Below are 24,256 nucleotides of genomic sequence, written 5' to 3' on the forward strand. Positions count from 1 at the left end.
GAGGTCGGCTGTCACCGCCGAGTCAGAGTTCGGTGCCACCTCCGGCGAAGCGTACGGGTGACACGAGCGCGATGCGGATCAGGCCGGGCTCGGGAGGCGGTGCGTCGTAGACATAGGTGACCGTGAGCGGGGGACGGGCGTCCGTGCCTTCGAGGCGCGTTGTATAGAGCTTCATGCCTCCGACGGCACTTTGTGCTCGCCGGCCGAGTGTCGGGTTCTTCTCCAGTTCGGCTCGCAGGGCCTCGACGGCCTCGAGTGTCCCGCGGCCGATGGCGAGGCAGCGGGTGTGTGCCTCACGGGTGATCTCCGCGACGACCGGCTGCTGGTCGTCGCTCACCGATCGCTGCCCCGCTCGGCACGGATTTCTGCGACGGCTGCGGCGACGGCCGGATCGAAGTCGGGATCCTGGCGCGCTGCGACCCGGCCACGGAACTCCTCGACAAGGCGGACGACTCCGGAAAGATCAGCCGGATCGGCATGGTTGATCTCACGAGCCAGCTCGGCCTCGAAGTCATCGGCGTCCCCGGGAAAGCCATAGCCCATGGTCAGGGCCGCACGAAGCTCCCCGATGGTGCGCATGGGGGGAAGGTGGGGCTGGCCGGACTCTGCCGGTCGCGTAGTCATGGCGTCGGCTCCCTTTCGCAGTGTCGCTCTCACCGTACCCGGACGATTCCGCCGTCGGCTGCGGCTTGCGCACCGCGTTCGTCGGGACCGGCTCACGCCGCGGCCAGTTCGCACCACACGTACTTGCCGCGGTTGCCGTTCCTGGACAGGGGCTGCCAGCCCCACAGGTCGGCGCAGGCGCGGACCAGGGCGAGGCCGCGGCCGTTCTCGGCGTCGGTGAGCTGGTTCAGGGATGCCGGTGGCTCGGGTGGCTCGGGGTCCGCGTCCCATGCGCCGAGGCGGAGGGTTCCCGGCGGCGACCAGCGCACCCGTAGGGCGGCGGGACCCTTGGTGTGCAGTACGGCGTTGGAGATCAGTTCGGTGGCGAGCAGCTCCGTGCATGGTCAGGATCAGGCGGAGGGTGCGGCGGCTGACGGTGACGGCTCGGGGGTCGTTGGGGATGTGGAGCACGTACTCCCAGGGTTCGGGCATGCGGCAACTCCGTTCAGGTGGTGGGGGGTTGCGGTCAGTGGGTGGTGGCAGTGTCGCGCCCGTCATGGCAGGACGGGGCGGTGCGCTTCCGGTACCCCGGGATTCCGCAGCGTGTGCGTCGCGTCACCGACGGTATTTCCTATGCTTAGGAAACTGCAAGCCGTTGTCGTATTCTGACGCTCGAACGAGGGACGTTCGCGGGGGAGTTGGAGCGAGGAGGCGCCGGTTGCCGCCGAAGAGGCATCTCACGGCCCGGCGTGTGAGACTGGGTGCTGAGCTGCGAAAACTGCGCGAGGCGACGGGTTTGACGGCTCGGGAGGCTGCGGAGCTGCTGGAGGCCGACCCCGTCCAGATGAGTCAGATCGAGTCCGGCACCGTGGGCGTGAGCGCCAAGCGCGTACGTCGACTCGCCTCCAACTACGCCTGTATGGACGATGCGTTGGTCGAGGCGCTGGTGGCGATGGCGACCGATCGCACGCGTGGCTGGTGGGAGGAGTACCGGGAAGTCCTGCCTCAGGTGAACCTGGATGTGGCAGAGACAGAGCACCATGCGACGTACCTGCGAGACATCGTCATCACCCGTGTCCCCGGGCTGCTTCAGACGCCGGACTACGCCCGTGCGGTATTCGCCTACATGAACCCCGGGCTGCCCGACAGCCAGGTAGACGTGAAGGTGGAGTACCGGATGAGGCGCCGTGCGGTCATCGAGGGCGACAACCCCACTCCTTACCAGGCGATCGTCCATGAGATGGCGCTACGTCTTCGAGTCGCGGACCGTGAGTCGTCGCGTGCCCAACTCCGGCAGATCCTGTCCATGGTCGAGCGGGGCTGCGCCACCGTGCGCGTCATCCCCACTGATCAGGACGGGTTTGCCGGTTCCGGGGCGTCGATGATGTATGCCGGAGGTCCCGTGTCCCGGCTGGACACCGGCATGCGGGACTCGCCCACCGGCGTCGCGTTCATCGATGCCGAAATCCAGCTGGATCGAATGCGGGCGCTGATTCATAGGATCGAGAGCGCGTCGCTGGACCCGATCGCGTCGCGCGACTTCATCCACCGCATGGCGAAGGAACTCTGATGAACTGGCGTAAGTCCACGTACTCCGATGGCGGCGAGGGCGACACCTGCGTCGAGATCGCCGAACTGCGCTCCCGCATAGCCGTCCGTGACTCCAAGGCCCCCGCCCGAGCCACCCTCTCCTTTCCCGCCCCCGCCTTCACTGCCCTCATCGACCACCTGAAAGAACACCCCTGGTCAGAAGGCCGTCTCCCGGGCTAGCGTCCCCGTATGACCGCCTTCGATCCCTGGGACCCGGCGTTTCTCGCCGACCCGTACCCCGCTTACGCAGAGCTCCGCGCCAAGGGCCGGGTGCAGTACTTCGAGCCGACGAACCAGTGGCTCGTCCCGCACCACGCGGACGTCTCCGCGCTGCTCAGGGACCGCAGGCTCGGGCGGACGTATCAGCACCGGTTCACGCACGAGGACTTCGGGCGGAGCGCGCCGCCTGCCGAGCACGAGCCGTTCCACACGCTCAACGACCACGGGATGCTCGACCTGGAGCCGCCGGACCACACCCGGATCCGGCGTCTGGTGTCGAAGGCGTTCACGCCGCGTACCGTCGAGCAGCTGCGGCCGTATGTGACCGACCTGGCCGGTGAGCTGGTGGACCGGCTCGTCGCGGAGGGCGGCGGTGATCTGCTGACCGATGTCGCCGAGCCGCTTCCCGTCGCCGTGATCGCCGAGATGCTGGGGATTCCGGAGTCGGACCGGGCGCCGCTGCGGCCCTGGTCGGCGGACATCTGCGGGATGTACGAGCTGAACCCGCCGGAGGACGTTGCGGAGAGGGCGGTACGGGCGTCGGTCGAGTTCTCCGACTACCTGCGCGACCTGATCGCCGAGCGGCGCAAGGAGCCCGGGGACGACCTGATCTCGGGGCTCATCGCCGCGCACGACGAGGGTGACCGGCTCACCGAGCAGGAGATGATCTCCACCTGTGTCCTGCTGCTCAACGCGGGTCACGAGGCCACCGTGAACGCCACGGTCAACGGCTGGTACGCCCTGTTCCGGAACCCGGAGCAGCTGGCCGCCCTGCGCGCGGACCACTCCCTCGTCCCGCGGGCCGTCGAAGAGCTCATGCGCTACGACACCCCCCTCCAGCTCTTCGAACGCTGGGTCCTGGACGAGATCGAGATCGACGGGACGACCATCCCGAGGGGCGCCGAGATCGCCCTGCTCTTCGGTTCCGCCAACCACGACCCGGCCACCTTCCCGGACCCGGAACGCCTCGACCTCACCCGCGCCGACAACCCGCACATCTCCTTCAGCGCCGGGATCCACTACTGCATCGGCGCCCCCCTGGCCCGTATCGAACTGGCCGCCTCCATGACGGCCCTGCTGGAGAAGGCCCCGGCGCTGACCCTGGCCGCGGAGCCGCAGCGCAAGCCGAACTTCGTGATCCGGGGGCTGGAGGGACTGAGCGTCCACGCCGGTACCCGCGGCTGAGGCAACAGCCGTTACTCAGGCCGCAGTTGAGTACGCGTGCTCATACCCGGCGCTCGCCGCGCGACCAGTATGGGGTGCACGGCGCCGACGAGAGCGCCGGTGGGATCCAACTGAGCCTGTCAGGAGAAATTCTCATGTCACGTCGCATCGTTGTCTCCGTCGCTGCCGGTGTCGTCGTCCTCGGAGGTGCCGGTGCCTTCGCCCTCGCCTACGCCGGGGACCAGTCGCCGTCGCTGGCCCACAGCACCGCCCGCTACACCGCTCCCGCCGCCGACCGCGACGGCTCGTTGACCTTCACCACCGACGTCACGGCGTCCTCCGATGTCAAGAGCGTGAAGGTGCTGGCCTGGCCGGCGAACTCGGAGTTCGCGAAGAAGGGGCTGACGGCCAAGGACATGGCCGGTGTCGAGTCCGCCGTCTGCAAGCCCTCGGGCGGGGACGTCGAGCGGTGCACCTACAAGGTCGCCGTCACCCGCGCTGATGCCGAGGGCTCCCCGAAGGGCCAGTGGCACGTGGCCGTCCTGGTCACCGCCAAGGACGGCGACACGACTCTGGACACCAAGGCGGCCGACTTCAAGGTGGCCTGAGCCGAACGTACGGATCCGGGGAAGCAGGTGCTGATGGCGGCGGACGAGTCGTGGCGGATGTCGGTGGACGGCGAGGAGTTCGAGGTCAGCCGTCCGGCCGGCAAGCCGGGCACCTACAACTTCACGTGGCTGACCGGGCCCGACCCCGGGTACGGGTTCGGGTTCAGCACCCACCCACCGGTGCCCTCCGACACGGAGCAACTGGAGGAGGCCGTACGGGACTTCCTCGCACAGGTGGACCCCGACACCGGCCACATCGAGTGAGGGCGCCGCCCAGCACCACGAACGGCGGCGAACCCCTAGCGCTCCTTCGTCTCCTCCAGCACCGTCCGTCCCAGCAGCAGATACCGCTCGGGCGACCGCCGCTTCAGGTACTGCGCGTATCCGATGCCCAGGGCCGCGACCGCCGCCACCAGCCACGGCGTGGCCTTCAGGACCAGGGAACCGGACTCCGTGCCGGCCGCCGCGCTCATGTTGGAGACCAGCAGGACGACCACGGCGAGCATGGCGACGCCGCCGACCAGCGGGGCCGTGAGGGTCCGGAACCAGTGGCGGCTCTCCGGGTGGTGCGTGCGGAAGTACGCCAGCACCGCGAAGGAGCACACGGCCTGCACGATCAGGATCGCCATGGTGCCGAGGATGGCGAGCAGGACGTACGTGCCGCTGTACGGGTCCTTGCCGGCCGCCCAGAACGCCAGCAGGAGTACGGCGGTCACGACCGTCTGGACCAGGCCCGCGACGTGCGGGGAGCCGTGCCGGGGGTGGGTGCGGCCGACCGTGTGCTTCAGCGAGGGCAGGGCGCCCTCGCGGCCCAGGGCGTACATGTAGCGGGCGGCGCAGTTGTGGAAGGCCATGCCGCAGGCGAGCGAGCCGGTGATCATCAGCCACTGCATGACGTCGACCGCCCAGTGGCCGACGTACTGCTCGGTGGGGCCGAAGAAGAGCTGGAGGGGGTTGGCGGTGGCGACCTTGACGGCGTTCGACTCGCCGGTGCCCGAGATGGCCATCCAGGAGACGAAGACGTAGAAGACGCCGACGCCCAGGACGGAGATCATCGTCGCCTTGGGGATGATCTTCTTCGGGTTACGGGACTCCTCGCCGTACATCGCCGTCGACTCGAAGCCGACCCACGACCAGAAGGCGAAGAAGAGACCGAGGCCGGCCGACGTGCCCTTGAAGGCGTTGACGGGGTTGACCGGGTCGAGGCTGAAGCCGTTCGGACCGCCGCCGTGGAAGGCCACGGAGATCGCCATCGCGGCGAGGACCGTCACCTCGGTGGCCAGGAGGACCACGAGGAGCTTCTCGGCGACCGAGACGCCGAACCAGGTGCCCATCGCGTTGACGGCGAGCATCAGGATCGCGAACGCCCACCAGGGGATGTGCACCCCGGTCTGGTCCTTCAGCGTTCCCGTCGCGAACGTCGAGAAGATGCCGATGAGCGCCGGCTCGAAGACGACGTACGCGAAGGTGGCCAGCAGTCCCGACGCGAGGCCCACCGTGCGGCCCAGGCCGTAGGAGATGAAGCCGTAGAAGGCGCCCGTCGAGGTGATGTGCTTCGCCATCGAGGTGAAGCCGACGGAAAAGATTGCCAGGACGACCATTGCGACGAGATAACTCGCGGGCGCCCCGATGCCGTTGCCCGCCGACACCATGAAGGGCACGTTGCCGGTCATCGCGGTGATCGGCGCGGCGGTCGCCACGGCCATGAACACCACGCCCAGCAGGCCGATGGCGTTGGGCTTCAGCCGGTGAACCGTGCCGCCCTCGTCTGTTCTCGCCGCTGGGGCGACTCCCTCGTCCACTGCCATCGGACTGGCCCCTCTCCTTGCTCGTCCACTACGTACTGGACCGGAACTCTGTAGACCGAATGAGTCGGGCAAGGGTCTCGGGGCGTTAAATGTTTGTCAACCAGACCTTTAGAAATCTGACCGCAACACGCGGCTCGTAGCGTCCTCGCCATGAGCTACACGTCCGTACTCGGCGGTCGACACCACCGCTTCGACACCCTCGCCCGTCTGCTCGCCGCCGCGAGTCCCGAACGCTCCGGCGACCGGCTGGCCGGACTCGCGGCCGCCTCCGAACAGGAGCGGGTGGCCGCGCGCTGGGCGCTGGCGGACGTACCGCTGGCCACGTTCCTGGCCGAGCCGCTGATCCCGTACGAGACGGACGACGTGACCCGGCTGATCCTCGACACGCACGACGCGGCCGCCTTCGCGCCCGTGGCGGGTCTGACGGTGGGCGAGTTCCGGGAGTGGCTGCTGTCTCCCGGCGCCGACGCGGAGGCGCTGGCCGCCCTCGCGCCCGGGCTCACGCCCGAGATGGTCGCCGCGGTCTCCAAGCTGATGGGCAACGCGGACCTGGTCGCCGTGGCCCGCAAGGTGCGTGTGGTCACCGCGTTCCGCTCGACGATCGGGCTGCCGGGACGGCTGGCGACCCGGCTCCAGCCCAACCACCCGACCGACGACCCGGCGGGCGTGGCGGCGGCCCTCCTCGACGGACTGCTGCTGGGCTCCGGCGACGCGGTCATCGGCATCAACCCGGCCACCGACAGCCCGAAGGCCGTACGGGACCTGCTGGAACTGCTCGACGGGGTGATCCAGCGGTACGCCATCCCCACCCAGTCCTGCGTGCTGTCCCATGTGACGACGAGCGTGGACCTGATGTCCCGGGGCGCCCCGGTGGACCTGGTCTTCCAGTCGATCGCGGGGACCCAGGCGGCGAACGCGTCCTTCGGGGTGACACTGGGGCTGCTCGACGAGGCGTACGAGGCCGCCCTCGCCCTGGAGCGGGGCACGGTCGGCCGGAACGTCATGTACTTCGAGACCGGGCAGGGCAGCGCCCTGTCGGCGGACGCGCACCACGGCGTGGACCAGCAGACGGTCGAGGCCCGGGCCTACGCGGTGGCGCGGCGCTACGACCCGCTGCTCGTGAACACGGTCGTCGGCTTCATCGGCCCGGAGTACCTCTACGACGGCCGGCAGATCCTGCGCGCCGCCCTGGAGGACCACTTCTGCGGCAAGCTGCTCGGTCTGCCGATGGGCCTGGACATCTGCTACACCAACCACGCCGACGCGGACGACGACGACATCGCGACGATGCTCACGATGCTCGGCGTGGCCGGCGCGTCCTTCGTGATCTGCACCCCGGGCGGCGACGACATCATGCTCAACTACCAGTCCGCCTCCTACCACGACGCGTTGTACCTCCGAGAGGTCCTGGGCCTGCGCCCGGCACCGGAGTTCGAGAGCTGGCTCGACTCGATCGGGCTGCTGGACGAGAAGGGCGGGATCCGCGAGACGACCGGGGCGACCCACCCGCTGACGGCCATCGGGAAGGAGCTGGCGGCATGAGCGAAGTGGCCGTACAGGCAAGTGACGAAGTGGTCGTACAGGCAAGTGACGAAGTCGCCGGACAGACAAGCGAGTTGTGGTCGTCGCTGCGGCAGCGCACCCAGGCCCGCATCGGCCTCGGCCGGGCCGGCTCGGCCCTCCCCACCCGGCACCGCCTCGAACTCCAGGCGGCGCACGCGGCCGCCCGGGACGCCGTGCACTCGCCGTTCGACCCCGACGTGATCGCGGCGGCGCTGAGCGGGACGCCGACGGTACGGGTGCGCAGCTCGGCTCCGGACCGGCTCACCTACCTCCAGCGGCCGGACCTGGGCCGCCGCCTCGACCCCACGGACCGGGCCCATCTGCCCGTGGGGGAGTGGGACGTGGTCTTCGTCGTCGCCGACGGGCTGTCCAGCCGGGCGGTGCACGAGCACGCGGCGGCCGTCGTAGGGCGGACGGTGGAGCGTCTGCCGTCGTGGTCCGCCGCTCCTGTCGTCCTCGCCGAGCAGGCCCGCGTGGCGCTGGGTGACGACATCGCCTCCGCGATGGGGGCGGACATGGTGGTGGTGCTGGTCGGGGAACGTCCCGGGATGTCGGCGGCGGACTCGCTGGGCGCGTACCTGACGTACCGGCCGGTGCCGGGCGTGACGACCGACGCCGACCGCAATTGCCTGTCCAACATCCGGCCCCCGATGGGGCTCTCCTACGAGGGGGCGGCGGCAAAGCTGGCGGGACTGATGGCGCGGGCGCGGGAACTCGGGGCCACGGGGGTGGCCCTGAAGGACGAGTCGGACGCGGTGGCTCCACTGGCGTAGGCGTGCTCAGCGAGTCGCCGACCAGGCGGGAAGTACAGCCTGCTGTACCCCGAACCGGGCGGACTGCGGGATCGGCGCAGGGGGGTGCCGATCCATAGCGTCGGTGGGGTGACGGCAGGAGCCGTACACATGGCGCGAGTTGAGGAAGCGCGATGACGCACCCGAACCCCTACCGGCTGACCGACCCGCCCGCCGACAGCCCGCCCGCGGACGCCCCGAGCGGCGTCTCCCGCGGGGGCGTCCTGCGCTCGGTGCTGTGGGCGGTGGTGGTGGTCAGCACCGTCGCCAACATGGCCGCCTCCTTCGGCGGTGCCCGCACCTGGGTGCACCTGCTGTGCGGTGCCGTCACCGTGCTCGGTGCCGGCACCCTGGTCGTGCGCAATCTGCGGGGGCACAAGTGAGCGCCCCGGTCGCGCCGCTCACCGCGCGGCAGACGCCCGCCATCGCGCTGGAGCGGGTCGGCAAGACGTACGCGGGCGGCGTACGGGCCCTGGACGACGTCTCGCTCAGCGTGCGGCGCGGCACCTTCCTCGCTGTGATGGGGCCCTCCGGCTCCGGCAAGAGCACCCTGATGCACTGCGCCGCCGGGCTCGACTCCCCGACCACGGGCAGCATCCGCATCGACGGCCACGAGATCGCCGGGCTCAACGAGACCCGCCGCACCGAACTGCGCCGCGAGCGCGTCGGTTTCGTCTTCCAGGCCTACAACCTGATCCCCTCCCTCAGCATCGAGGACAACATCACGCTACCGCTGCGCCTCGCGGGCCGCCGTCCCGACGCCGACTGGCTGCGCACCCTGGTCGAGCGGGTCGGTCTGGCCGACCGGCTCACCCACCGCCCGGCCGAGCTCTCCGGCGGCCAGCAGCAACGGGCCGCCGTCGTACGGGCGTTGGCGGCCCGCCCGGCCGTCGTGTTCGCGGACGAGCCGACCGGCGCGCTCGACCTGCGCAGCGCCCACCAGGTCCTCGACCTGCTGCGCGCCCTCGTCGACGACCTGGGGCAGACGGTCGTGATGGTCACCCACGACCCCGCAGCCGCGGCCCAGGCCCACCGCACCCTCGTCATGGCCGACGGCTGCGTGGTCGACGCCCTGGACGCGCCCACCGCGCCCGAACTCGCGGACCGGCTCGTCGCGCTGGCGGAGAGGTAGAGCGACCATGTTCCCTCTCGCGGTACGCATGGCCGCCCACCGGATCACCGCCCTGCTCGCCGTGGCCTGCGCGGTCCTCGGCGGCGCCACGCTCATCACGGCCACCGCCGTCCTCGCCGACTCCGGCGTGCGTTCCCACCTGCCGCCCGGCCGCCTCGCCGGTGCGGACGTCGTGGTGGCGGCCGACCAGGAGTTCCGTCCGAGCGGCGACCTGCCCCTCGCCCTGCCCGAGCGGGCCACCGTCCCGGCCCCGCTCACAGAGCGGCTGGCCGGGCTGCCCGGCGTCACCGCCGCGGTCGGCGCCGTCGACTTCCCGGCGGCTCTCGTCGACGCCCACGGCCGCGTCGTACCGGCCGGTGACGACCCCGGGACGGGGGGCCACGGCTGGTCCTCGACGAAGCTGCTGGCCGCGCCGCACATCGCGGGCCGCGCCCCGGCCGGTTCCGGCGAGATCGCCGTCGACACCGCCACCGCGGCGGCGGCCGGGATCGAGGCGGGCGACCGGGTCGAGGTCGTCGCGGACGGCCGCGCCGCCACGCCCTACCGCGTCTCCGCCGTGGTCGGCACACCGGGCGCGGGCGTCTTCTTCGCCGACGCCACCGCCGTACGGCTCGCCGGCCGGGCCGGTGACGGGCCGCGCGCCGGCACCGTCGACCTGATCGGCCTGACGACCGCGCCGGGGGCCGCCGACCGGGTCGCCGAGGCGGTCCGCGAGCAGGTGGCCGGTACCGGCCTGAAGGTCGTCACCGGCGGGGACCGGGGCAACGCGGTCTCGCCCGGCATCGGCGCGGCCCGCTCGCTGCTCGTGCTCCTGTCCGGTTCGCTCGCCGGGATCGTCCTGCTCATCACCGGGTTCGTCACGGCGGGCGCGCTGGGCGTGGCGATCGCCGGGCAGCGCCGCGACCTGGCGCTGATGCGGGCGGTGGGCGCGACGCCGAGGCAGATACGGCGGCTGGCCGCCGCGCAGTCGTCCGTCGTGGCGGGCGTGGCCCTCGTCCCCGGCGTGGCGGTCGGCTACCTGCTCGCGGGCCGGTTCCACGACGTACTGGCCCACCGAGGCGTCCTGCCGGCCGAACTCCCCCTGACCGTCAGCCCGTTGCCCGCCCTCGCCGCCCTGGTGCTGACCGCCGCCTCCGTGCAGCTGTCCGCCCGGGCCGCGTCCTGGCGCACCTCGCGCATGCCGGCCACCGAGGCGGTCGCCGAGTCCCGCAGCGAACCGCGCACCCCGTCCCGCGTGCGCACCCGCATCGGCCTGCTGCTCTTCGCCGCCGCGAGCACCCTCTCGGTCGTCCCGCTGTTCTCGCGCACCGTCATCGGCGCCTCGGCCACGTCCCTCGCGGGCATCCTCGGCGCGATCGGCCTGGCCCTGGCCGGGCCCGCCCTCATCAAGGCGCTCGGCGACGCCGCGTCCCGGCGCACCCGGGCCGGGGCCTCCGCGCCGACCTGGCTCGCGACGGCCAACCTCCGCGCCTACGCCCAGCGCAACGCCGGGATCGTCAGCCCCCTCGCCATGGCGGTCGTCTTCGTCCTGACGTACACCTTCGCCCAGACCACCGTCATGGCCGCCACCTCCCACGACACGGACACCGGCACGCTCGCCACCTACCGGCTCACCGCGCCGGCGCTCGGCGGTCTGCCCGAGGGCACGCTCACCGCCGTACGGAACACACCGGGCGTACGGGCGGCCGCGCCGGTCACCACGACCACGGCCGTGTGGCAGTACGAGCGGTTCGGGGAGCCCGACACCGAGGCCGCGTCCGCGATGATCCTCACGCCGGACGCGACGGACGTCCTCGACCTCGGGGTACGGGACGGCGGCCTCGACTGGCTCACCGGCGCCACCGTGGCCGTGAGCAGTGACGCGGCCCGCACCCGCGGAGCCGGGACCGGGAGCAGGGTGCACCTGGTCCTCGGCGACGGGAAGCGGGTCGTCGCCCGGGTCGTCGCCGTCTACTCCCGGGGCCTGGGCTTCGGCCCGATCGTCCTTTCCCACGACCTGGCGGCCGGTCGTACGACCACGGACCTGGCCCAGAGCGTGCTCGTGCGCACCGGCGGCACCGCCGATGCCGGACACCGGCTCGCGGCGCTGGCCGCCGCACGTCCCGGCCTGTCCCTGTCCACCACGCGGGCCACGCCCGGCGGGAGCGACACCCCGCCCGAGGTGTGGATCAACCTGGTCGTGATCGTGGTGCTGCTCGCCTACCTGCTGCTGAGCATCGCGAACAAGCTGGTCGCGGCGACCGCCCAGCGCCGCACGGAACTCGCGGCCCTGCGGCTGGCCGGCACCACGCCCCGCCAGATCCGCGCGATGATGCGCCGCGAGGCCGCGGTCATCGCCGCCGCCGCGCTCGCCGGAGGCCTGCTGCTGTCCGCGCTGCCGCTGGCGCTGCTGGGCCAGGGCTTCCTCGGCCGGCCCTGGCCCGCAGGACCGGCGTGGCTCCTGCCGGCCGCCGCGCTCACGGTCATGGTCACGGCGTTCCTCACCATGGAAGTCCCCTCCCGCCGCGCGCTGCGCATGCCGCCGGCGGAGGTGATCCGCGCCCAGTGAGTCCGAGGTCTCCGACACACCGGCCGGCGTCGCCCCCACCCCTCACCGCCCCGGCAACATCAACCCCAACGCCCCCTCCCGCACCGTCCAGGTCCGTCTCCGTACCGGTCCGCCGACCCCCGCGTCGGCCCGGTACCGGAAATCCGCCCCGGTGACCGTCACCGTCCTGCCGGTGGCCAGCAGGGGGGAGGCCTCCGCCCCGACCGACAGCCGCCGCACCTCCACGGAGGCCAGGCCGTCGCCGGAGCCGGGGGTCACCGAGACCGCCTCCAGGGGCTGGTCCAGGTCCACCAGGGTCACGCCGTCCACCTCCACCCGCAGCCGCGAGGGCCCGGGGACGGCGGGCGCGGGCTCCCGGGCGGGACGGGCCGGCACCAGGGTCCGTACGAGGGACTGGCAGGTCCGCAGCCAGGGCCGCGCGGCCTCCAGCGGCTCCTGACGCGCGGCCGGCGCGGGGATCCGCAGGGCGCCGAGGACCACCCCGTCGCTGTCGTCCACCAGCATGTCCAGGCGCCGCTCGGCCCCGTCCAGGACCGCCCGCGCGGCCGCCACCGCCCCCGTGGGCACCCCGAGGGCGTGGGCGACCGAGAGCATCGGACCCACCGGCACCACCGACAGCACGCATTCGGCCAGCTCCCGCTGCCGGTGCAGCAGCAGCACCGTCCGCATCAGGGCCCGGTCGTCGCCGACCACCACGAGCCGTCGCGAGCCCCGCCGGGCCAGTGCCCGGGCGAACTCCTCGGGTCCGTCCGGCAGACTCACCTTCGTCGCCGCACCCGCGCTGAGCACGTCTTTCACGATCCGTACGGACTCGCTGTCCGTCTGCCGGGCGATCGGGTCGATGACCACCAGCAGCTGATCGGACGTCGCGGAAGTCGCCACCTCGGCCATGCCTCGCTTCCTCGGGTAGCATCTTGGTGCAAGAGCCCCTTGCGCTATTGCGCCAGGGGCTTCGTCTATTCCGGGGCATCCGGGTCCAACGGGCAGCGGCCGACGACGGCCGTGGTGCACGCGACGGAGGAACCGTACGCGTACGCCCCCGACCTTGGACATGCCCCGCCCGGAAGGGGTGTACGCGCGTGCCCGCACTTGTGCTGCTCGGTGCTCAGTGGGGTGACGAAGGCAAGGGAAAGGCGACCGACCTGCTCGGTGGCTCGGTGGACTATGTGGTGCGCTACCAGGGCGGCAACAACGCCGGCCACACGGTAGTCGTGGGCGATCAGAAGTACGCCCTCCACCTCCTCCCTTCCGGAATCCTGTCTCCGGGGTGCACCCCGGTCATCGGTAACGGTGTCGTCGTCGATCCGTCGGTCCTGTTCTCCGAGCTGAACGGACTGAACGACCGAGGCGTCGACACCTCCAAGCTCCTGATCAGCGGTAACGCCCACATCATCACGCCGTACAACGTCACCGTCGACAAGGTGACGGAACGCTTCCTCGGAAAGCGCAAGATCGGTACCACCGGTCGCGGCATCGGTCCCACCTACGCGGACAAGATCAACCGCGTGGGCATCCGGATCCAGGACCTGTACGACGAGTCGATCCTGACCCAGAAGGTCGAGGCGGCCCTCGACGGCAAGAACCAGCTCCTCACCAAGGTCTTCAACCGCCGGGCCATCGAGGTCGGCCAGGTCGTCGAGGAACTGCTGGGCTACGCGGACCGGCTCAAGCCCTACGTCGCCGACACGGTCCTGGTGCTCAACCAGGCCCTGGAGCAGGACAAGGTCGTCCTGTTCGAGGGCGGCCAGGGCACGCTCCTGGACATCGACCACGGCACGTACCCCTTCGTCACCTCCAGCAACCCCACCGCGGGCGGGGCGTGCACGGGTGCGGGCGTCGGCCCCACGAAGATCAGCCGGGTCATCGGCATCCTCAAGGCCTACACGACCCGTGTCGGCTCGGGCCCGTTCCCCACGGAACTCTTCGACGCGGACGGCGACGCGCTGCGCCGCATCGGCGGTGAGCGGGGTGTCACCACCGGCCGTGACCGTCGCTGCGGCTGGTTCGACGCGGTGATCGCCCGGTACGCGACGCGCGTCAACGGCCTCACCGACTTCTTCCTCACCAAGCTCGACGTGCTCACCGGCTGGGAGCAGATCCCGGTCTGTGTCGCGTACGAGATCGACGGCGAGCGCGTCGAGGAGCTCCCGTACTCCCAGACCGACTTCCACCACGCGAAGCCGGTCTACGAGTACCTGCCCGGCTGGAGCGAGGACATCACGAAGGCCAAGACCTTCGCCGACCTCCCGAAGAACGCCCAGGACTACGTGAAGGCGCTGGAGGAGATGTCCGGCGCCCCGATCTCCGCGATCGGCGTGGGCCCGGGCCGGGACGAGACGATCGAGATCAACTCGTTCCTGTAAATCCCTTTTGTTCGCAGGCTGTTGGGCCGGTCATGGACTTCCTTGACCGGCCCATGGCTTGCTCCTGGTTCCGTGCGCGACCGGCGGGACGGGACTATCTACGCGGGTAGTTCCGTCTCCCCTCCCTCTCCCGTTCCAGGAGTCCCGCCATGCCCGTCAGTCCCCTGAACCGTCGCGCGTTCGTCAAGAAGTCGGCCGTCACCGGTGCGGCCGTGGCCGTCGCGGGGTCGGTGGGCGCGCCCGCCGCCGAGGCCGCCGAACGCGGACCGGTGGCGAAGCAGAACCGCACCTGGTCGTTCTCCATCCTCGGCACCACCGACCTGCACAGCCACGTCTTCGACTGGGACTACTACCTCGACAAGGCGTACTCCGACAGCAAGGGCAACTCCGTCGGCGTCGCCCGGGTCGCCACGCTCATCAAGCAGCAGCGCGCGGCGAAGGGCGAGGAGCACGTCCTGCTCGTGGACGCCGGCGACATCATCCAGGGCACCTCGCTGGCCTACTACTTCGCGCGCGTGCAGCCCATCACCGCCAAGGGCGCCCCGAAGCACCCGATGGCCGTCGCCATGAACCACATGCGCTACGACGCCGCCGCCCTCGGCAACCACGAGTTCAACTACGGCATCGAGATGCTCCGGAAGTTCGAGAGCCAGTGCCGCTTCCCGCTCCTCGGCGCCAACGCCCTGGACGCGAAGACGCTGAAGCCCGCCTTCCAGCCGTACACCGTCAAGCGCATCTGCGTCCCCGGTGCCCCCGACATCAAGGTCGGCATCCTCGGCCTCACCAACCCCGGCATCGCCATCTGGGACAAGGACAACGTCAGCGGGAAGATGGTCTTCCCGGGCCTGGTCGAGCAGGCGAAGAAGTACGTGCCCCGGCTGCGCGCCCTCGGCTGTGACGTCGTCTTCCTCACCGACCACTCGGGCCTGGACGGCAGTTCCTCGTACGGCGACGAGCTCCCGTACGTCGAGAACGCCTCCAACCTCGTCGCCCAGCAGGTCCCCGGCATCGACGCGATCCTGGTCGGCCACACCCACGTCGAGGTGCCGTCGTACACCGTCAAGAACGACGAGACCGGCGAGGACGTCCTGCTGTCCGAGCCGTACTGCTGGGGCTACCGGCTCAGCGTCTTCGACTTCGAGCTGGAACTCGTGCGCGGGCAGTGGAAGGTCACCAAGAAGACCGCCCAGACCCTGAACCCCAACACGGTCGACGAGGACCCGGAGATCAAAAAGCTCCTGGAGGCCGACCACGAGCTGGTCGTGAAGTACGTCAACACGTCCGTCGGCACCTGCACCGAGGACCTCTCCGCGGCGGAGTCCTGCTGGAAGGACGTCCCGATCATGGACTTCATCCACCAGGTCCAGATGGACACCGTGAAGGCCGGTCTCTCGACGGCCGACGCCGCCCTGCCCCTCATCTCGGTCGCCGCGCCCTTCTCCCGCACCGCGGACATCCCCGCGGGCAGCGTCACCATCAAGGACATCGCCGGGCTCTACATCTACGACAACACCCTCTACGGCAAGAAGCTCACCGGCGCCCAGCTCAAGGACTACCTGGAGTACGCGGCGAAGTACTACCACCAGGTGCCCGCGGGCACGGCCGTGGACACCGCGACGCTGACCAACGCCAACAGCTTCTGGGACTACATGTACGACACCGCCGCGGGTGTCTCGTACGACATCGACATCGCGGCGGCCGAGGGCTCCCGCATCAAGAACCTGTCCTACAACGGGACGCCGGTCGCCGACGGCCAGGTCTTCGTCGTCGCCGTCAACAACTACCGGGCCAACGGCGGCTCGGGCTACCCGCACATCGCCGCCGCCGACATCGCCTACAGCTCCACCAATGAGATCCGCCAGTTGATGATCGACTACGTGACCTCCAAGGGCGCGCTGGACCCGAAGGACTTCGCGGTCACCAACTGGAAGCTGACGCAGGGCGGTACGGCGGTCTTCTCCTGAAGTCGTTGAAGTTTCGCCAACTGAAGGCGCGATAAGCGCAGCCTGTCAGCAGGCCATGCTTATTTCTTCGATATGCGTCGCACTTCTCCCAAAAGGGACGTGGCTCGGACGCGCGCGCATTGAGCTGTCAACAATTTTGCTGATAGTTCTCTCGGCAGCGCGCGCGTCCATCCCAGCCCCAGTCCCCAGGGAGTGTTCGTGAGTAGGGAAAGAACCAGTCAGGCGCGCAGGCGGCGCACATGGCGAACCGTGGCCTCAGTCGCCGCCGGTGTCGTCCTCGTCGGTGGTGGATTCGTGGCGGCGAACGCCGCGACCACCGACAACACGCAGGCGGCGGCCCACTTCGCGGTCGACAAGAAGGCCACTGGCACCGCTGCCGTGGTCAGCACCGCCAACGCCTTCCTCAACACCCTCGACTCCGACCAGCAGGCGAAGACGGTCCTGGACTTCACCCAGGCCAACGCGACCGCCTGGTCGAACCTGCCGTGCGGCTCCTCCTGCCGCCCCGGCATCCAGACCGGCTCGCTGTCCGACGACCAACTCGCCGCCTTGCAGAACGTGTTGAAGGTGGCCCTGGGGTCCGGCAAGGACACCGGCTACGAGCACGTCATCCAGACCCTCAAGGCCGACGACGTGCTCGCCTCCGCGCAGGGCACCAGCTCGGCCTCCGCCGCCCCGACGGACGCCACCTCCGCCGCCCCGACGGCCACGGACGTTCCGACCGACGTCCCGACCGGCACCCCGCCCTCGGGCGGTCCCGGTGGCGGCGGTGGCGGCTACGGCAGCGGCATCTACTTCCTGGCGTTCCTCGGCACTCCCTCGACCACCGGCACCTGGCAGCTGCACTTCGGTGGCCACCACCTCGCCGTCAACATCACGTACAAGAACGGCAAGGTCGCCGGGGCCAGCCCCTTCTTCACCGGCGTCGAGCCCAGCTCCTGGACCGACGACGACGGCACCACGTACTCCCCGATGGCGAAGTTCCGCGACGGCCTGCTCAAGCTGACGGGCAGCCTGACCACCGAGCAGCTTGCCGCCGCCAAGCTGTCGGAGTCCTTCGGAGACGTGCTGCTCGGCCCGAGCGAGGACGGCGACTTCCCGACGACCAAGGAGGGTGTCAAGGTCAGCTCGCTGTCGGCCAAGCAGAAGAAGCTGGTCCTGGCGGCCATCCACCCCTGGGTCGCCGATGTGGACGACGCCACGGCCAGGCAGCTCATGAAGACGTACGAGCACGAGCTGAACCAGACCTACGTCAGCTACTCCGGCGGCACCGGGCTCGACACCCAGGGTGACTACGTCCGGATCGACGGCCCCGGCGTGTGGATCGAGTTCGTCTGCCAGGACGGCGTGGTCTACCGGGACCAGATCCACTACCACACCGTGTACCGCGACCACACCCGCGACTACGGCAGCGAGTTCTCCTTCTCATGACCGGACCGCGAAACTGGCTGAACACAGCGCTCCGCTGGGTGGCCGGGATCGCGATCGCGGTACCGGCGGCGCTCCTCGCAGGGGCGTCGCCGGCCGCCGCGCATCCGATGCCGCACTCGGTGGTCCAGCTCGACGTGTACGAGCACTCGGTCTCCGCCCGCCTGGAGATCCCCGTCGGGGAGTTCGCGCGGGCCAGCGGGATCGACGTGTCCGACAAGACGCTGACCGCCCGGACCGGGGCGATCCGCGCCTACCTGGTCGCGCACATCTTTCCCACCGCCACCGACGGCCGGACCTGGCAGGTCGCCATCGGCCGCCTCACCCTGAGCCGAGCCGTCCAGACCGACACCGGCGAGTACCGCGAGCTGGTCGCCCGCGCCGAACTCACCCCCCCGGCCGCCACCGACGTACGGCACTTCACCTTCGGCTACGACGTCGTCGTCCACCAAGTCGTCACACACACCGTACTGGTGACGGTCCGTCAGGACTGGGCGGCGGGGCAGGTCGACGGTGAGGGCACCACCCAGGTCGGCACGATCCGCGTCGACACCCGGACCCTGAAGGTCCCGGCGCTGAAGGTCGACCTCGGTGAGGGCAGCGCCTGGCGTGGCTTCGTCGCCATGCTCGAACTCGGCGGCGACCACATCCTCACCGGCACCGACCATCTGCTGTTCCTGCTCATCCTGCTGCTGCCGGCACCGCTCGCGGCAAGGGGAGGGCGCTGGAACGGTCTGGTGGGCCCGAGGAAAGCCCTGACCCGCATCGGCCGTATCACGCTCGCCTTCACCGCCGGGCACTCCGTCGCACTGGCCGCGACCGCGCTGGGCCGTCTCCACGTCCCGGCCTGGCCGGTCGAGGCGTTCATCGCGGCCAGCATCCTGGTCGGCGCGATCCACGCCGTCCGGCCCCTCTTCCCCGGCAAGGAGGCGCTCGTGGCCGGGGTGTTCGGGCTCGGCCACGGCATGGCGTTCTCGTTCGTGCTGGCCGAAATGCAGCTGACCACGGGCCAGTTGGTGACCAGCCTCCTCGGCTTCAACCTCGGCATCGAACTGGTCCAGCTCCTGCTGGTGTGCCTCGCCCTGCCCTCGCTGCTGGTGCTGGCCCGCCTCAGGGTCCAGCCCGCGCTGCGGCTGACCGGCGCGGCGCTCACCGGCACGGCGGCCGTCGGCTGGCTGGCCGACCGCCTCGGCCTCGCCAACCCCGTCGCCCGGGCCGCCGACAGCGCCGGCTCCCACACCACGCTGCTGCTGGCGACTCTGACCGTGACGGCGGTGGCCGCCCTCACCTGGGTGGCGATCCTGCGCCGGCAGGCCCGGTCCGCCCTCCCGGACCACACCACGCCTCACCCGGAAGCCCCCGCGTCGAAGCCGCTCGCGAGCACACCCTGAGCACGACAGATCCCCGGCCGCCCGACCGGGACCCCGTTCCGTTCACCGGCGCCGGCGATGTGGAGGGCGGGCTGCGGGAAGGCGGAAGTAGCCTTCCCGCAGCCGTGGTTCAGGCCGTGGGGCGCAGGCCCCGGCCGGAGACGCTCCGGTACGCCGCCCCGAGCGCGGCCGCGTTCACCACGGCTCCGACGGCGATCCCGGCCCAGGCCCACACCCCCGGCAGCATCACGAACAGCAGCGAGGCGGGGGCCGTGACCAGGAACGCCCAGACCCCGGCGAGGCTCGCGTCGGCGTGGTCGACGAACAGGGCGTCGACGCCGACCCAGCCGAGGACGGCGGCCACGACGAGCAGGTAGCCGAGAGCGAGCGGATTGAGGAAGTAGCGCGAGCGGTTCATCGAGATCCCCCAGGAAGTCTTCGTGGAGCGGTGGGCTCCGTCCGTGCCCTCCACGATGCCGGGGTCCGCCGCCCGCCGCCTGAGTAGCGGTACTCAACCTCCGCGAGACGGCGCGCTTCCCACATGGCCCGTAGCAGGGAGAAATGCCGCATATGGGCATATTCTTGGACCGTGCATCCCAGCCTGTCGACCTGGAGAAGGTGAGTGCGATGCGCGTACTGCTCAAGGTGTGCATGGACACCGAGAAAGCGAACGAAGCCATCAGTCACGGCACTCTGTCGAAGCTGATCGAGCAGTCGATGGAACAGATCAAGCCCGAAGCGGCCTACTTCACCACCGACAACGGTCAGCGCACCGCCTTCCTGTTCTTCGACATGGAGGACAGCTCACTGATGCCGGTGCTCAGTGAGCCGTTCTTTATGAACCTGGGTGCCAAGATCAGCTACACCCCGGTGATGAACTACGAGGACGTCCAGAAGGGACTCTCCCAGCTGGGGCGCTGACCCTCAGCTGAAGATGATCATCGAGCCCTGGGCGAGACTCCTGGTCGCCGCCGCGTGCAGCCCCAGCCAGACATGACGCTCACGGGCGAAGGGACTGGGGTCGTACGGCGCGGGGACCGCCGGCTCCTCCAGTTCCGTGGGGGCGCGCGGTGGCTCGGGGGGCGCCGGCGGATTGGCCGGATCGATGCCGATGACCGGGGCCACGAACTCCAGCTCCCGCAGCAGGGCCTGCGAGGAGCCCAACGGGCCGCCGCCCGCGAGGAGTTCGTCGTTGGCGAGGGGATGCGGGAAGTCGACGGGGACGTACGCGCCCGCGTGGTCGTAGTGCCAGACCAGATGGGACTGCTGGGCCGTCGTCTCGAACATCTCCAGCAACTGCTCGTAGTCACCGCCCAGTTCGTCCACGGGGGTGACCGGGAGCCCGCAGACCTGGAGCAGATAGGCCCGGCGCAGGAAGTGCAGGGCGTCGTAGTCGAAACCGGCCACCGGGGCGACCTCGCCGGACAGTCCCGGCATGTACTGGTACACCGGCACCGGCGGCAATCCGGCCTCGGTGAGCACCTTGTTGTATTGCGCGAGTTCCTCGGCGAACGGGTTGTCCGGGGTGTGGCACAACACGTCGACAAGCGGCACCAGCCACAGGTCACAGGCCAAAAGACAGCTCCTCGGATACTCGCGGTGCGCGGATATCGTCACACGGTGGTCAGGGAAGGGTAGTCGCTGGAGTCCCCGGGCGGGGCCCCTTGTGCGGGTCGTGGAAGCGGGTCGTGCTGGTCCCTTACCCGTGCCGGGGGCCGTCAGTCGGCGGTGAGGCCCTCGATGAGGGTCAGATAGTGGCCGTTGTAGGCGCTGAGGAGCTTGCGGGCGGTCGCGGTGTCCCGCTGGTACAGGGCGTCGGCGACCTCGGGGTGCGCGGACCACAGGCTGCCGCGCAGATCGGTGAGCCGGCGCAGGTGCTGGACCGTGCACACCCAGGTCTGCACGCGCAGCCGGTGCAGGAAGTCGGCGAGATAGGGGTTGCCGAACAGGACGCTCAGCTCGCGCCAGAAGCGCAGGTCGTAGCCGATCAGTACGGTCAGGTCGCCCGCGGTCGCGGCCCGCTGGGCCTCCTCGCCACGCCGCCGCACGCCCGCCACCGCCGCGGCGGTACGGGGTTCGTCCAGCTCCTCGAGGATGCGGTGGCCGGAGTCGAGCGCCTGGAACATGCCGTCGGTGACCAGGCTGCGGGCCTCGATCATGCCGCGGAAGTCGTCGAGGGAGTACTCGTGCACATGGAAGCCACGGTGCTGGTCGGCCTCCAGGAGCCCCTGCGCCGACAGGTCCACGAGGGCCTCGCGGACCGGGGTCGCGGAGACGCCGTACTGCTCGGCGATCTCCTTCACCGTGAACTCCTGCCCCGGCTGGAGCCGCCCCGCCAGTACCTCGTCGCGCAGCGCGTCCGCGATCTGCTGCCGCAGGGTGCTGCGGGTGACGGCACCGTTACCGCTGCTGCCGGGCATCGTCGGGGCGCCTCCCTCGCGCAGGTGCAGATGGCGTGCTCGTACATATGTCTACGGGCACGCCACCTTACGCGTTCGAAGGAGCGCGAGTTTTACTCCGTGTACTCGTCCGCCACGCAGAGCGCGGTGTCCAGCGCCGCGAGCCCTTCCTTCAGTTCGGCCTCGCCGACATTGCACGGCGGCACGACATGCGTCCGGTTCATGTTGACGAACGGCCAGATGCCCTGCTGCTTCGCGGCGGCCGCGAACGCGGCCATCGGGGCGTTCGCCTCGCCCGCCGCGTTGTAGGGCACGAGCGGCTCGCGGGTCTCCTTGTTCTTCACGAGCTCGAGGGCCCAGAACATGCCCACGCCCCGCACCTCGCCGACGCTCGGGTGCCGCTCGGCGAGCTCCCGCAGCGCGGGCTCCAGGACGGCCGTACCGAGATGCTTGGCGTTGTCGACGACCGCCTCCTCCGCCATGACGTTGATCGTCGCGACGGCGGCGGCGCAGGCGAGCGGGTGCCCGGAGTAGGTGAGCCCGCCGGGGTACGGCCGCTTCCCGAAGGTCTCCGCGATCGCGCCGGAGATGGCGACACCGCCGAGCGGCACGTACCCGCTGTTGACGCCCTTGGCGAAGGTCATGAGGTCGGGCGTGACGTCGAACAGGTCGGCGGCGAACCACTCACCGGTGCGCCCGAACCCGGCCATGACCTCGTCCAGGACGAAGACGATCCCGTACCTGTCGCAGATCTCGCGGACACCGGCGAGGTAACCGGGCGGCGGCAGCATGATCCCGGCGGTGCCGGGGATGGTCTCCAGGATGATCGCGGCGACGGTGGCGGGCCCCTCGAAGGCGATGGTCGTCTCCAGGTGCTCCAGCGCCCGCGCGGTCTCCTGCTCCTCGGTCTCGGCGTAGAAGCGGGACCGGTACAGGAAGGGCGCCCAGAAGTGCACGACCCCGGCGGAGGCGCTGTCGGAGGCCCAGCGCCGGGGGTCCCCGGTGAGGTTGACGGCCTGCTGCGTACCCCCGTGGTACGAGCGGTAGGCGGAGAGCACCTTGGCCCGCCCGGTGTGCAGCCGGGCCATGCGCACGGCGTGCTCCACCGCGTCCGCGCCGCCGTTGGTGAAGAAGATCTTGTCCAGGTCCCCGGGCGTTCGCTCGGCGATCAGCCGGGCCGCCTCCGACCGGGCCTCGATCGCGAAGGCGGGCGCGAAGGTGGTCATCGTCGCCGCCTGCTCCTGTATCGCGGCGACGACCTTCGGGTGCTGGTACCCGATGTTGGTGTAGACGAGCCCGCTGGTGAAGTCGAGGTAGCGGTTCCCGTCGTAGTCCCAGAAGTACGAGCCCTCCGCACCGGCGACGGCGAGCGGGTCGATGAGCTCCTGCGCGGACCAGGAGTGGAACACATGAGCACGGTCCGCGGCCTTCACGGCGGCGCCGGCCTCGGGGTGTGGCTGAGGAGTCATGCGAGTGAGCGTAAATGTCCGCGATACGGAAGCGGTATCGGCGTCCTGTCTGTGGACGGGGGCTTTCCGCGACAGGTTGTCCAGGTCGAGTGATTGACAACATGCTGTCGAAATGACAGCATGTTGTCATGAATGACGCAGTGAATGCCAAGCCAGTGCATCTCGCCGTCTACGACACCTGGGCCGACTGGGAGACGGGGCACGCCACCGCCTACCTCGCCCGCGCCGGACGGGAGATCCGGACCGTCGGCCCGACCCGCGAGCCGGTGACCTCGATCGGCGGCCTGCGGATCCGGCCCGCGTGCGCCCTGGACGACGTGCACCCCTCCGACAGCTCCCTGCTGATCCTCCCGGGCGCCGATCTCTGGGACACCTCCGACGACCTCGCCCCCTTCGCCCGCAAGGCGCGCGAGTTCCTCGACGCCCGCGTTCCCGTCGCCGCGATCTGCGGGGCCACCGCGGGTCTCGCGCGCGAGGGCCTGTTCGACGACCGGGAGCACACCAGCGCCGTGTCCTTCTATCTGGCGGCCACGGGGTACGGCGGCGGCGCGCGGTACGTCGACGCGGACGCCGTGACCGACGGCGCCCTGATCACCGCCGGACCCACCGAGCCCGTCGCCTTCGCCCGGGAGATCTTCCGGCTGCTCGGGGTGTACGAGGGCGAGGTGCTGGACGCCTGGTACCGGCTGTTCCACGACTCCGACCCGCAGGCCTACGCCGTGCTGCAGAAGGCGGCCGCCGAGTGAGCCGGGAGCGCCAGGACCTGCTCAGCCGCAGCGCTCTCGGCGTGTTCCGGCTCAACGGCCAATTCCTGTCCTTGGCGGAGGAGTTGGCGGGCCCCTCCGGGCTCACCGCCGCCTGGTGGCAGGTGCTCGGCGCGGTGCTCCGGCAGCCGCTGCCGGTCTCCGGGATCGCCCGGGAGATGGGCATCACGCGCCAGAGCGTGCAGCGGATCGCCGACCTGCTGGTGGAGCGGGGACTGGCCGAGTACCGGCCCAACCCCGCCCACCGGCGCGCCAAGCTCCTCACGCCGACCGAGGCGGGACTGGCCGCCGTGCGGCGGATCGACCCGGGTCACGCGGCCTTCGCCGACCGGCTCGCGCAGGCCTTCGGAGAAGCCGAACTCGCCGAGGCCGTGGGAGTGCTGGAGCGGCTGTCCAAGGTGCTCGATCAGCTCTCGACGGACGGCGGACGGACGTAGACACTGGGACGTGTCGTGCAGGTGCGAGGTCTCGGG

Annotated in this window: 25 protein-coding genes and 1 pseudogene; 17 read left to right on the forward strand and 9 right to left on the reverse strand. The window is 70.5% G+C overall.

Translation table 11 applies throughout. The annotated features are described in order from the left end of the window. Positions 1-22: 22 nt before the first annotated feature. The 3 genes and pseudogenes from ACGFWE_RS28080 to ACGFWE_RS28090 all read right to left on the reverse strand — a co-directional run bounded on the left by ACGFWE_RS28080 (position 23) and on the right by ACGFWE_RS28090 (position 1,095). Positions 23-337: a hypothetical protein gene (locus ACGFWE_RS28080; RefSeq protein WP_393602547.1), complete on the reverse strand. Its 315-nt coding sequence runs from the start codon at positions 335-337 to the stop codon at positions 23-25. After that, a complete protein-coding gene (locus tag ACGFWE_RS28085) occupies positions 334-579 on the reverse strand; it encodes a hypothetical protein (protein WP_352387646.1) in 246 nt (81 codons plus the stop codon). The genes ACGFWE_RS28080 and ACGFWE_RS28085 overlap by 4 nt, the downstream gene beginning before the upstream one ends. Positions 580-716: 137 nt before the next feature. Further along, positions 717-1,095, reverse strand: a pseudogene (locus ACGFWE_RS28090) (ATP-binding protein). Positions 1,096-1,354: 259 nt separating this feature from the next. Between ACGFWE_RS28090 and ACGFWE_RS28095 the strand changes: the two are divergent. The 5 genes from ACGFWE_RS28095 (at position 1,355) to ACGFWE_RS28115 (ending at position 4,448) form a co-directional block, all read left to right on the forward strand. Then, a complete protein-coding gene (locus ACGFWE_RS28095; RefSeq protein WP_393602549.1) occupies positions 1,355-2,173 on the forward strand; it encodes a helix-turn-helix domain-containing protein in 819 nt (272 codons plus the stop codon). After that, positions 2,173-2,373 carry a DUF397 domain-containing protein gene (locus ACGFWE_RS28100; RefSeq protein WP_352387650.1) on the forward strand — a complete coding sequence of 67 codons (201 nt, stop codon included), beginning with the start codon at positions 2,173-2,175 and terminating at the stop codon, positions 2,371-2,373. Before ACGFWE_RS28095 ends, ACGFWE_RS28100 begins: the two co-directional genes overlap by 1 nt. Before the next feature lie 9 nt (positions 2,374-2,382). Next, positions 2,383-3,597, forward strand: a complete 1,215-nt coding sequence (locus ACGFWE_RS28105; protein ID WP_393602551.1) for a cytochrome P450 — start codon at positions 2,383-2,385, stop codon at positions 3,595-3,597. 134 nt (positions 3,598-3,731) lie between these two features. After that, complete coding sequence (locus ACGFWE_RS28110) at positions 3,732-4,184, forward strand: DUF5707 domain-containing protein (RefSeq protein ID WP_352387654.1); 453 nt, start codon at positions 3,732-3,734, stop codon at positions 4,182-4,184. A gap of 33 nt (positions 4,185-4,217) precedes the next feature. Further along, on the forward strand, positions 4,218-4,448 hold the full coding sequence (locus tag ACGFWE_RS28115; RefSeq protein WP_352387656.1) for a hypothetical protein: 231 nt from the start codon (positions 4,218-4,220) through the stop codon (positions 4,446-4,448). A gap of 35 nt (positions 4,449-4,483) precedes the next feature. Here the strand turns inward: ACGFWE_RS28115 and ACGFWE_RS28120 are convergent, their stop codons facing one another. Next, a complete protein-coding gene (locus tag ACGFWE_RS28120; RefSeq protein WP_393602553.1) occupies positions 4,484-5,992 on the reverse strand; it encodes an APC family permease in 1,509 nt (502 codons plus the stop codon). Between the two features lie 150 nt (positions 5,993-6,142). Between ACGFWE_RS28120 and ACGFWE_RS28125 the strand changes: the two genes are divergently transcribed. From ACGFWE_RS28125 to ACGFWE_RS28145, 5 genes are all read left to right on the forward strand, one after another. After that, positions 6,143-7,534 carry an ethanolamine ammonia-lyase subunit EutB gene (locus tag ACGFWE_RS28125; protein WP_352387659.1) on the forward strand — a complete coding sequence of 464 codons (1,392 nt, stop codon included), beginning with the start codon at positions 6,143-6,145 and terminating at the stop codon, positions 7,532-7,534. Continuing rightward, positions 7,531-8,328 (forward strand): ethanolamine ammonia-lyase subunit EutC, encoded by a 798-nt coding sequence (gene eutC / locus ACGFWE_RS28130; RefSeq protein WP_393602555.1) that lies wholly within the window; start codon positions 7,531-7,533, stop codon positions 8,326-8,328. Before ACGFWE_RS28125 ends, eutC begins: the two co-directional genes overlap by 4 nt. A gap of 152 nt (positions 8,329-8,480) precedes the next feature. After that, a complete protein-coding gene (locus tag ACGFWE_RS28135) occupies positions 8,481-8,729 on the forward strand; it encodes a hypothetical protein (protein ID WP_393602557.1) in 249 nt (82 codons plus the stop codon). Further along, positions 8,726-9,478 carry an ABC transporter ATP-binding protein gene (locus ACGFWE_RS28140; RefSeq protein WP_352387665.1) on the forward strand — a complete coding sequence of 251 codons (753 nt, stop codon included), beginning with the start codon at positions 8,726-8,728 and terminating at the stop codon, positions 9,476-9,478. The genes ACGFWE_RS28135 and ACGFWE_RS28140 overlap by 4 nt, the downstream gene beginning before the upstream one ends. Positions 9,479-9,485: 7 nt before the next feature. Continuing rightward, entirely contained in the window at positions 9,486-12,026 is a 2,541-nt protein-coding gene (locus ACGFWE_RS28145) for an FtsX-like permease family protein (RefSeq protein ID WP_393602559.1), read from the forward strand. A 42-nt stretch (positions 12,027-12,068) separates the two neighbouring features. Here the strand turns inward: ACGFWE_RS28145 and ACGFWE_RS28150 are convergent, their stop codons facing one another. Next, positions 12,069-12,917: a diacylglycerol kinase family protein gene (locus tag ACGFWE_RS28150; protein WP_393602561.1), complete on the reverse strand. Its 849-nt coding sequence runs from the start codon at positions 12,915-12,917 to the stop codon at positions 12,069-12,071. A 188-nt stretch (positions 12,918-13,105) separates the two neighbouring features. Here ACGFWE_RS28150 and ACGFWE_RS28155 point away from each other — a divergent pair, with 188 nt between their 5' ends. The 4 genes from ACGFWE_RS28155 (at position 13,106) to ACGFWE_RS28170 (ending at position 19,172) form a co-directional block, all read left to right on the forward strand. Then, positions 13,106-14,389, forward strand: coding sequence for an adenylosuccinate synthase (locus ACGFWE_RS28155; RefSeq protein WP_352387670.1), 1,284 nt, complete (start codon positions 13,106-13,108; stop codon positions 14,387-14,389). A 149-nt stretch (positions 14,390-14,538) separates the two neighbouring features. After that, positions 14,539-16,353, forward strand: coding sequence for a 5'-nucleotidase C-terminal domain-containing protein (locus ACGFWE_RS28160; RefSeq protein WP_352387672.1), 1,815 nt, complete (start codon positions 14,539-14,541; stop codon positions 16,351-16,353). 249 nt (positions 16,354-16,602) lie between these two features. Beyond that, a complete protein-coding gene (locus ACGFWE_RS28165) occupies positions 16,603-17,784 on the forward strand; it encodes a DUF3500 domain-containing protein (protein ID WP_393602564.1) in 1,182 nt (393 codons plus the stop codon). Further along, the gene (locus tag ACGFWE_RS28170; protein ID WP_393602566.1) at positions 17,781-19,172 is read left to right on the forward strand and encodes a HupE/UreJ family protein; all 1,392 of its coding nucleotides are present in this window, start codon (positions 17,781-17,783) and stop codon (positions 19,170-19,172) included. The genes ACGFWE_RS28165 and ACGFWE_RS28170 overlap by 4 nt, the downstream gene beginning before the upstream one ends. A gap of 109 nt (positions 19,173-19,281) precedes the next feature. On the opposite strand, the gene ACGFWE_RS28175 is transcribed toward ACGFWE_RS28170, so the two are convergent. Further along, positions 19,282-19,569, reverse strand: coding sequence for an SCO4225 family membrane protein (locus ACGFWE_RS28175; RefSeq protein WP_393602568.1), 288 nt, complete (start codon positions 19,567-19,569; stop codon positions 19,282-19,284). Between the two features lie 209 nt (positions 19,570-19,778). On the opposite strand from ACGFWE_RS28175, the gene ACGFWE_RS28180 reads away from it, so the two are divergent. After that, positions 19,779-20,072, forward strand: coding sequence for a hypothetical protein (locus tag ACGFWE_RS28180; RefSeq protein WP_352387680.1), 294 nt, complete (start codon positions 19,779-19,781; stop codon positions 20,070-20,072). A gap of 3 nt (positions 20,073-20,075) precedes the next feature. Here the strand turns inward: ACGFWE_RS28180 and ACGFWE_RS28185 are convergent, their stop codons facing one another. The 3 genes from ACGFWE_RS28185 to ACGFWE_RS28195 form a co-directional block, all read right to left on the reverse strand. Continuing rightward, positions 20,076-20,726: a hypothetical protein gene (locus ACGFWE_RS28185; RefSeq protein WP_352387682.1), complete on the reverse strand. Its 651-nt coding sequence runs from the start codon at positions 20,724-20,726 to the stop codon at positions 20,076-20,078. A 143-nt stretch (positions 20,727-20,869) separates the two neighbouring features. Beyond that, the gene (locus tag ACGFWE_RS28190) at positions 20,870-21,571 is read right to left on the reverse strand and encodes a GntR family transcriptional regulator (RefSeq protein ID WP_352387684.1); all 702 of its coding nucleotides are present in this window, start codon (positions 21,569-21,571) and stop codon (positions 20,870-20,872) included. Positions 21,572-21,663: 92 nt separating this feature from the next. Beyond that, the gene (locus tag ACGFWE_RS28195) at positions 21,664-23,019 is read right to left on the reverse strand and encodes an aspartate aminotransferase family protein (RefSeq protein ID WP_393602570.1); all 1,356 of its coding nucleotides are present in this window, start codon (positions 23,017-23,019) and stop codon (positions 21,664-21,666) included. Between the two features lie 140 nt (positions 23,020-23,159). Here ACGFWE_RS28195 and ACGFWE_RS28200 point away from each other — a divergent pair, with 140 nt between their 5' ends. After that, positions 23,160-23,765 (forward strand): type 1 glutamine amidotransferase family protein, encoded by a 606-nt coding sequence (locus ACGFWE_RS28200; RefSeq protein WP_393602797.1) that lies wholly within the window; start codon positions 23,160-23,162, stop codon positions 23,763-23,765. Beyond that, a complete protein-coding gene (locus ACGFWE_RS28205; protein WP_393602572.1) occupies positions 23,762-24,220 on the forward strand; it encodes a MarR family winged helix-turn-helix transcriptional regulator in 459 nt (152 codons plus the stop codon). The genes ACGFWE_RS28200 and ACGFWE_RS28205 overlap by 4 nt, the downstream gene beginning before the upstream one ends. Positions 24,221-24,256 lie beyond the last annotated feature (36 nt).

Source organism: Streptomyces sp. NPDC048523, from assembly GCF_043199815.1.
Classification (GTDB): Bacteria; Actinomycetota; Actinomycetes; order Streptomycetales; family Streptomycetaceae; genus Streptomyces.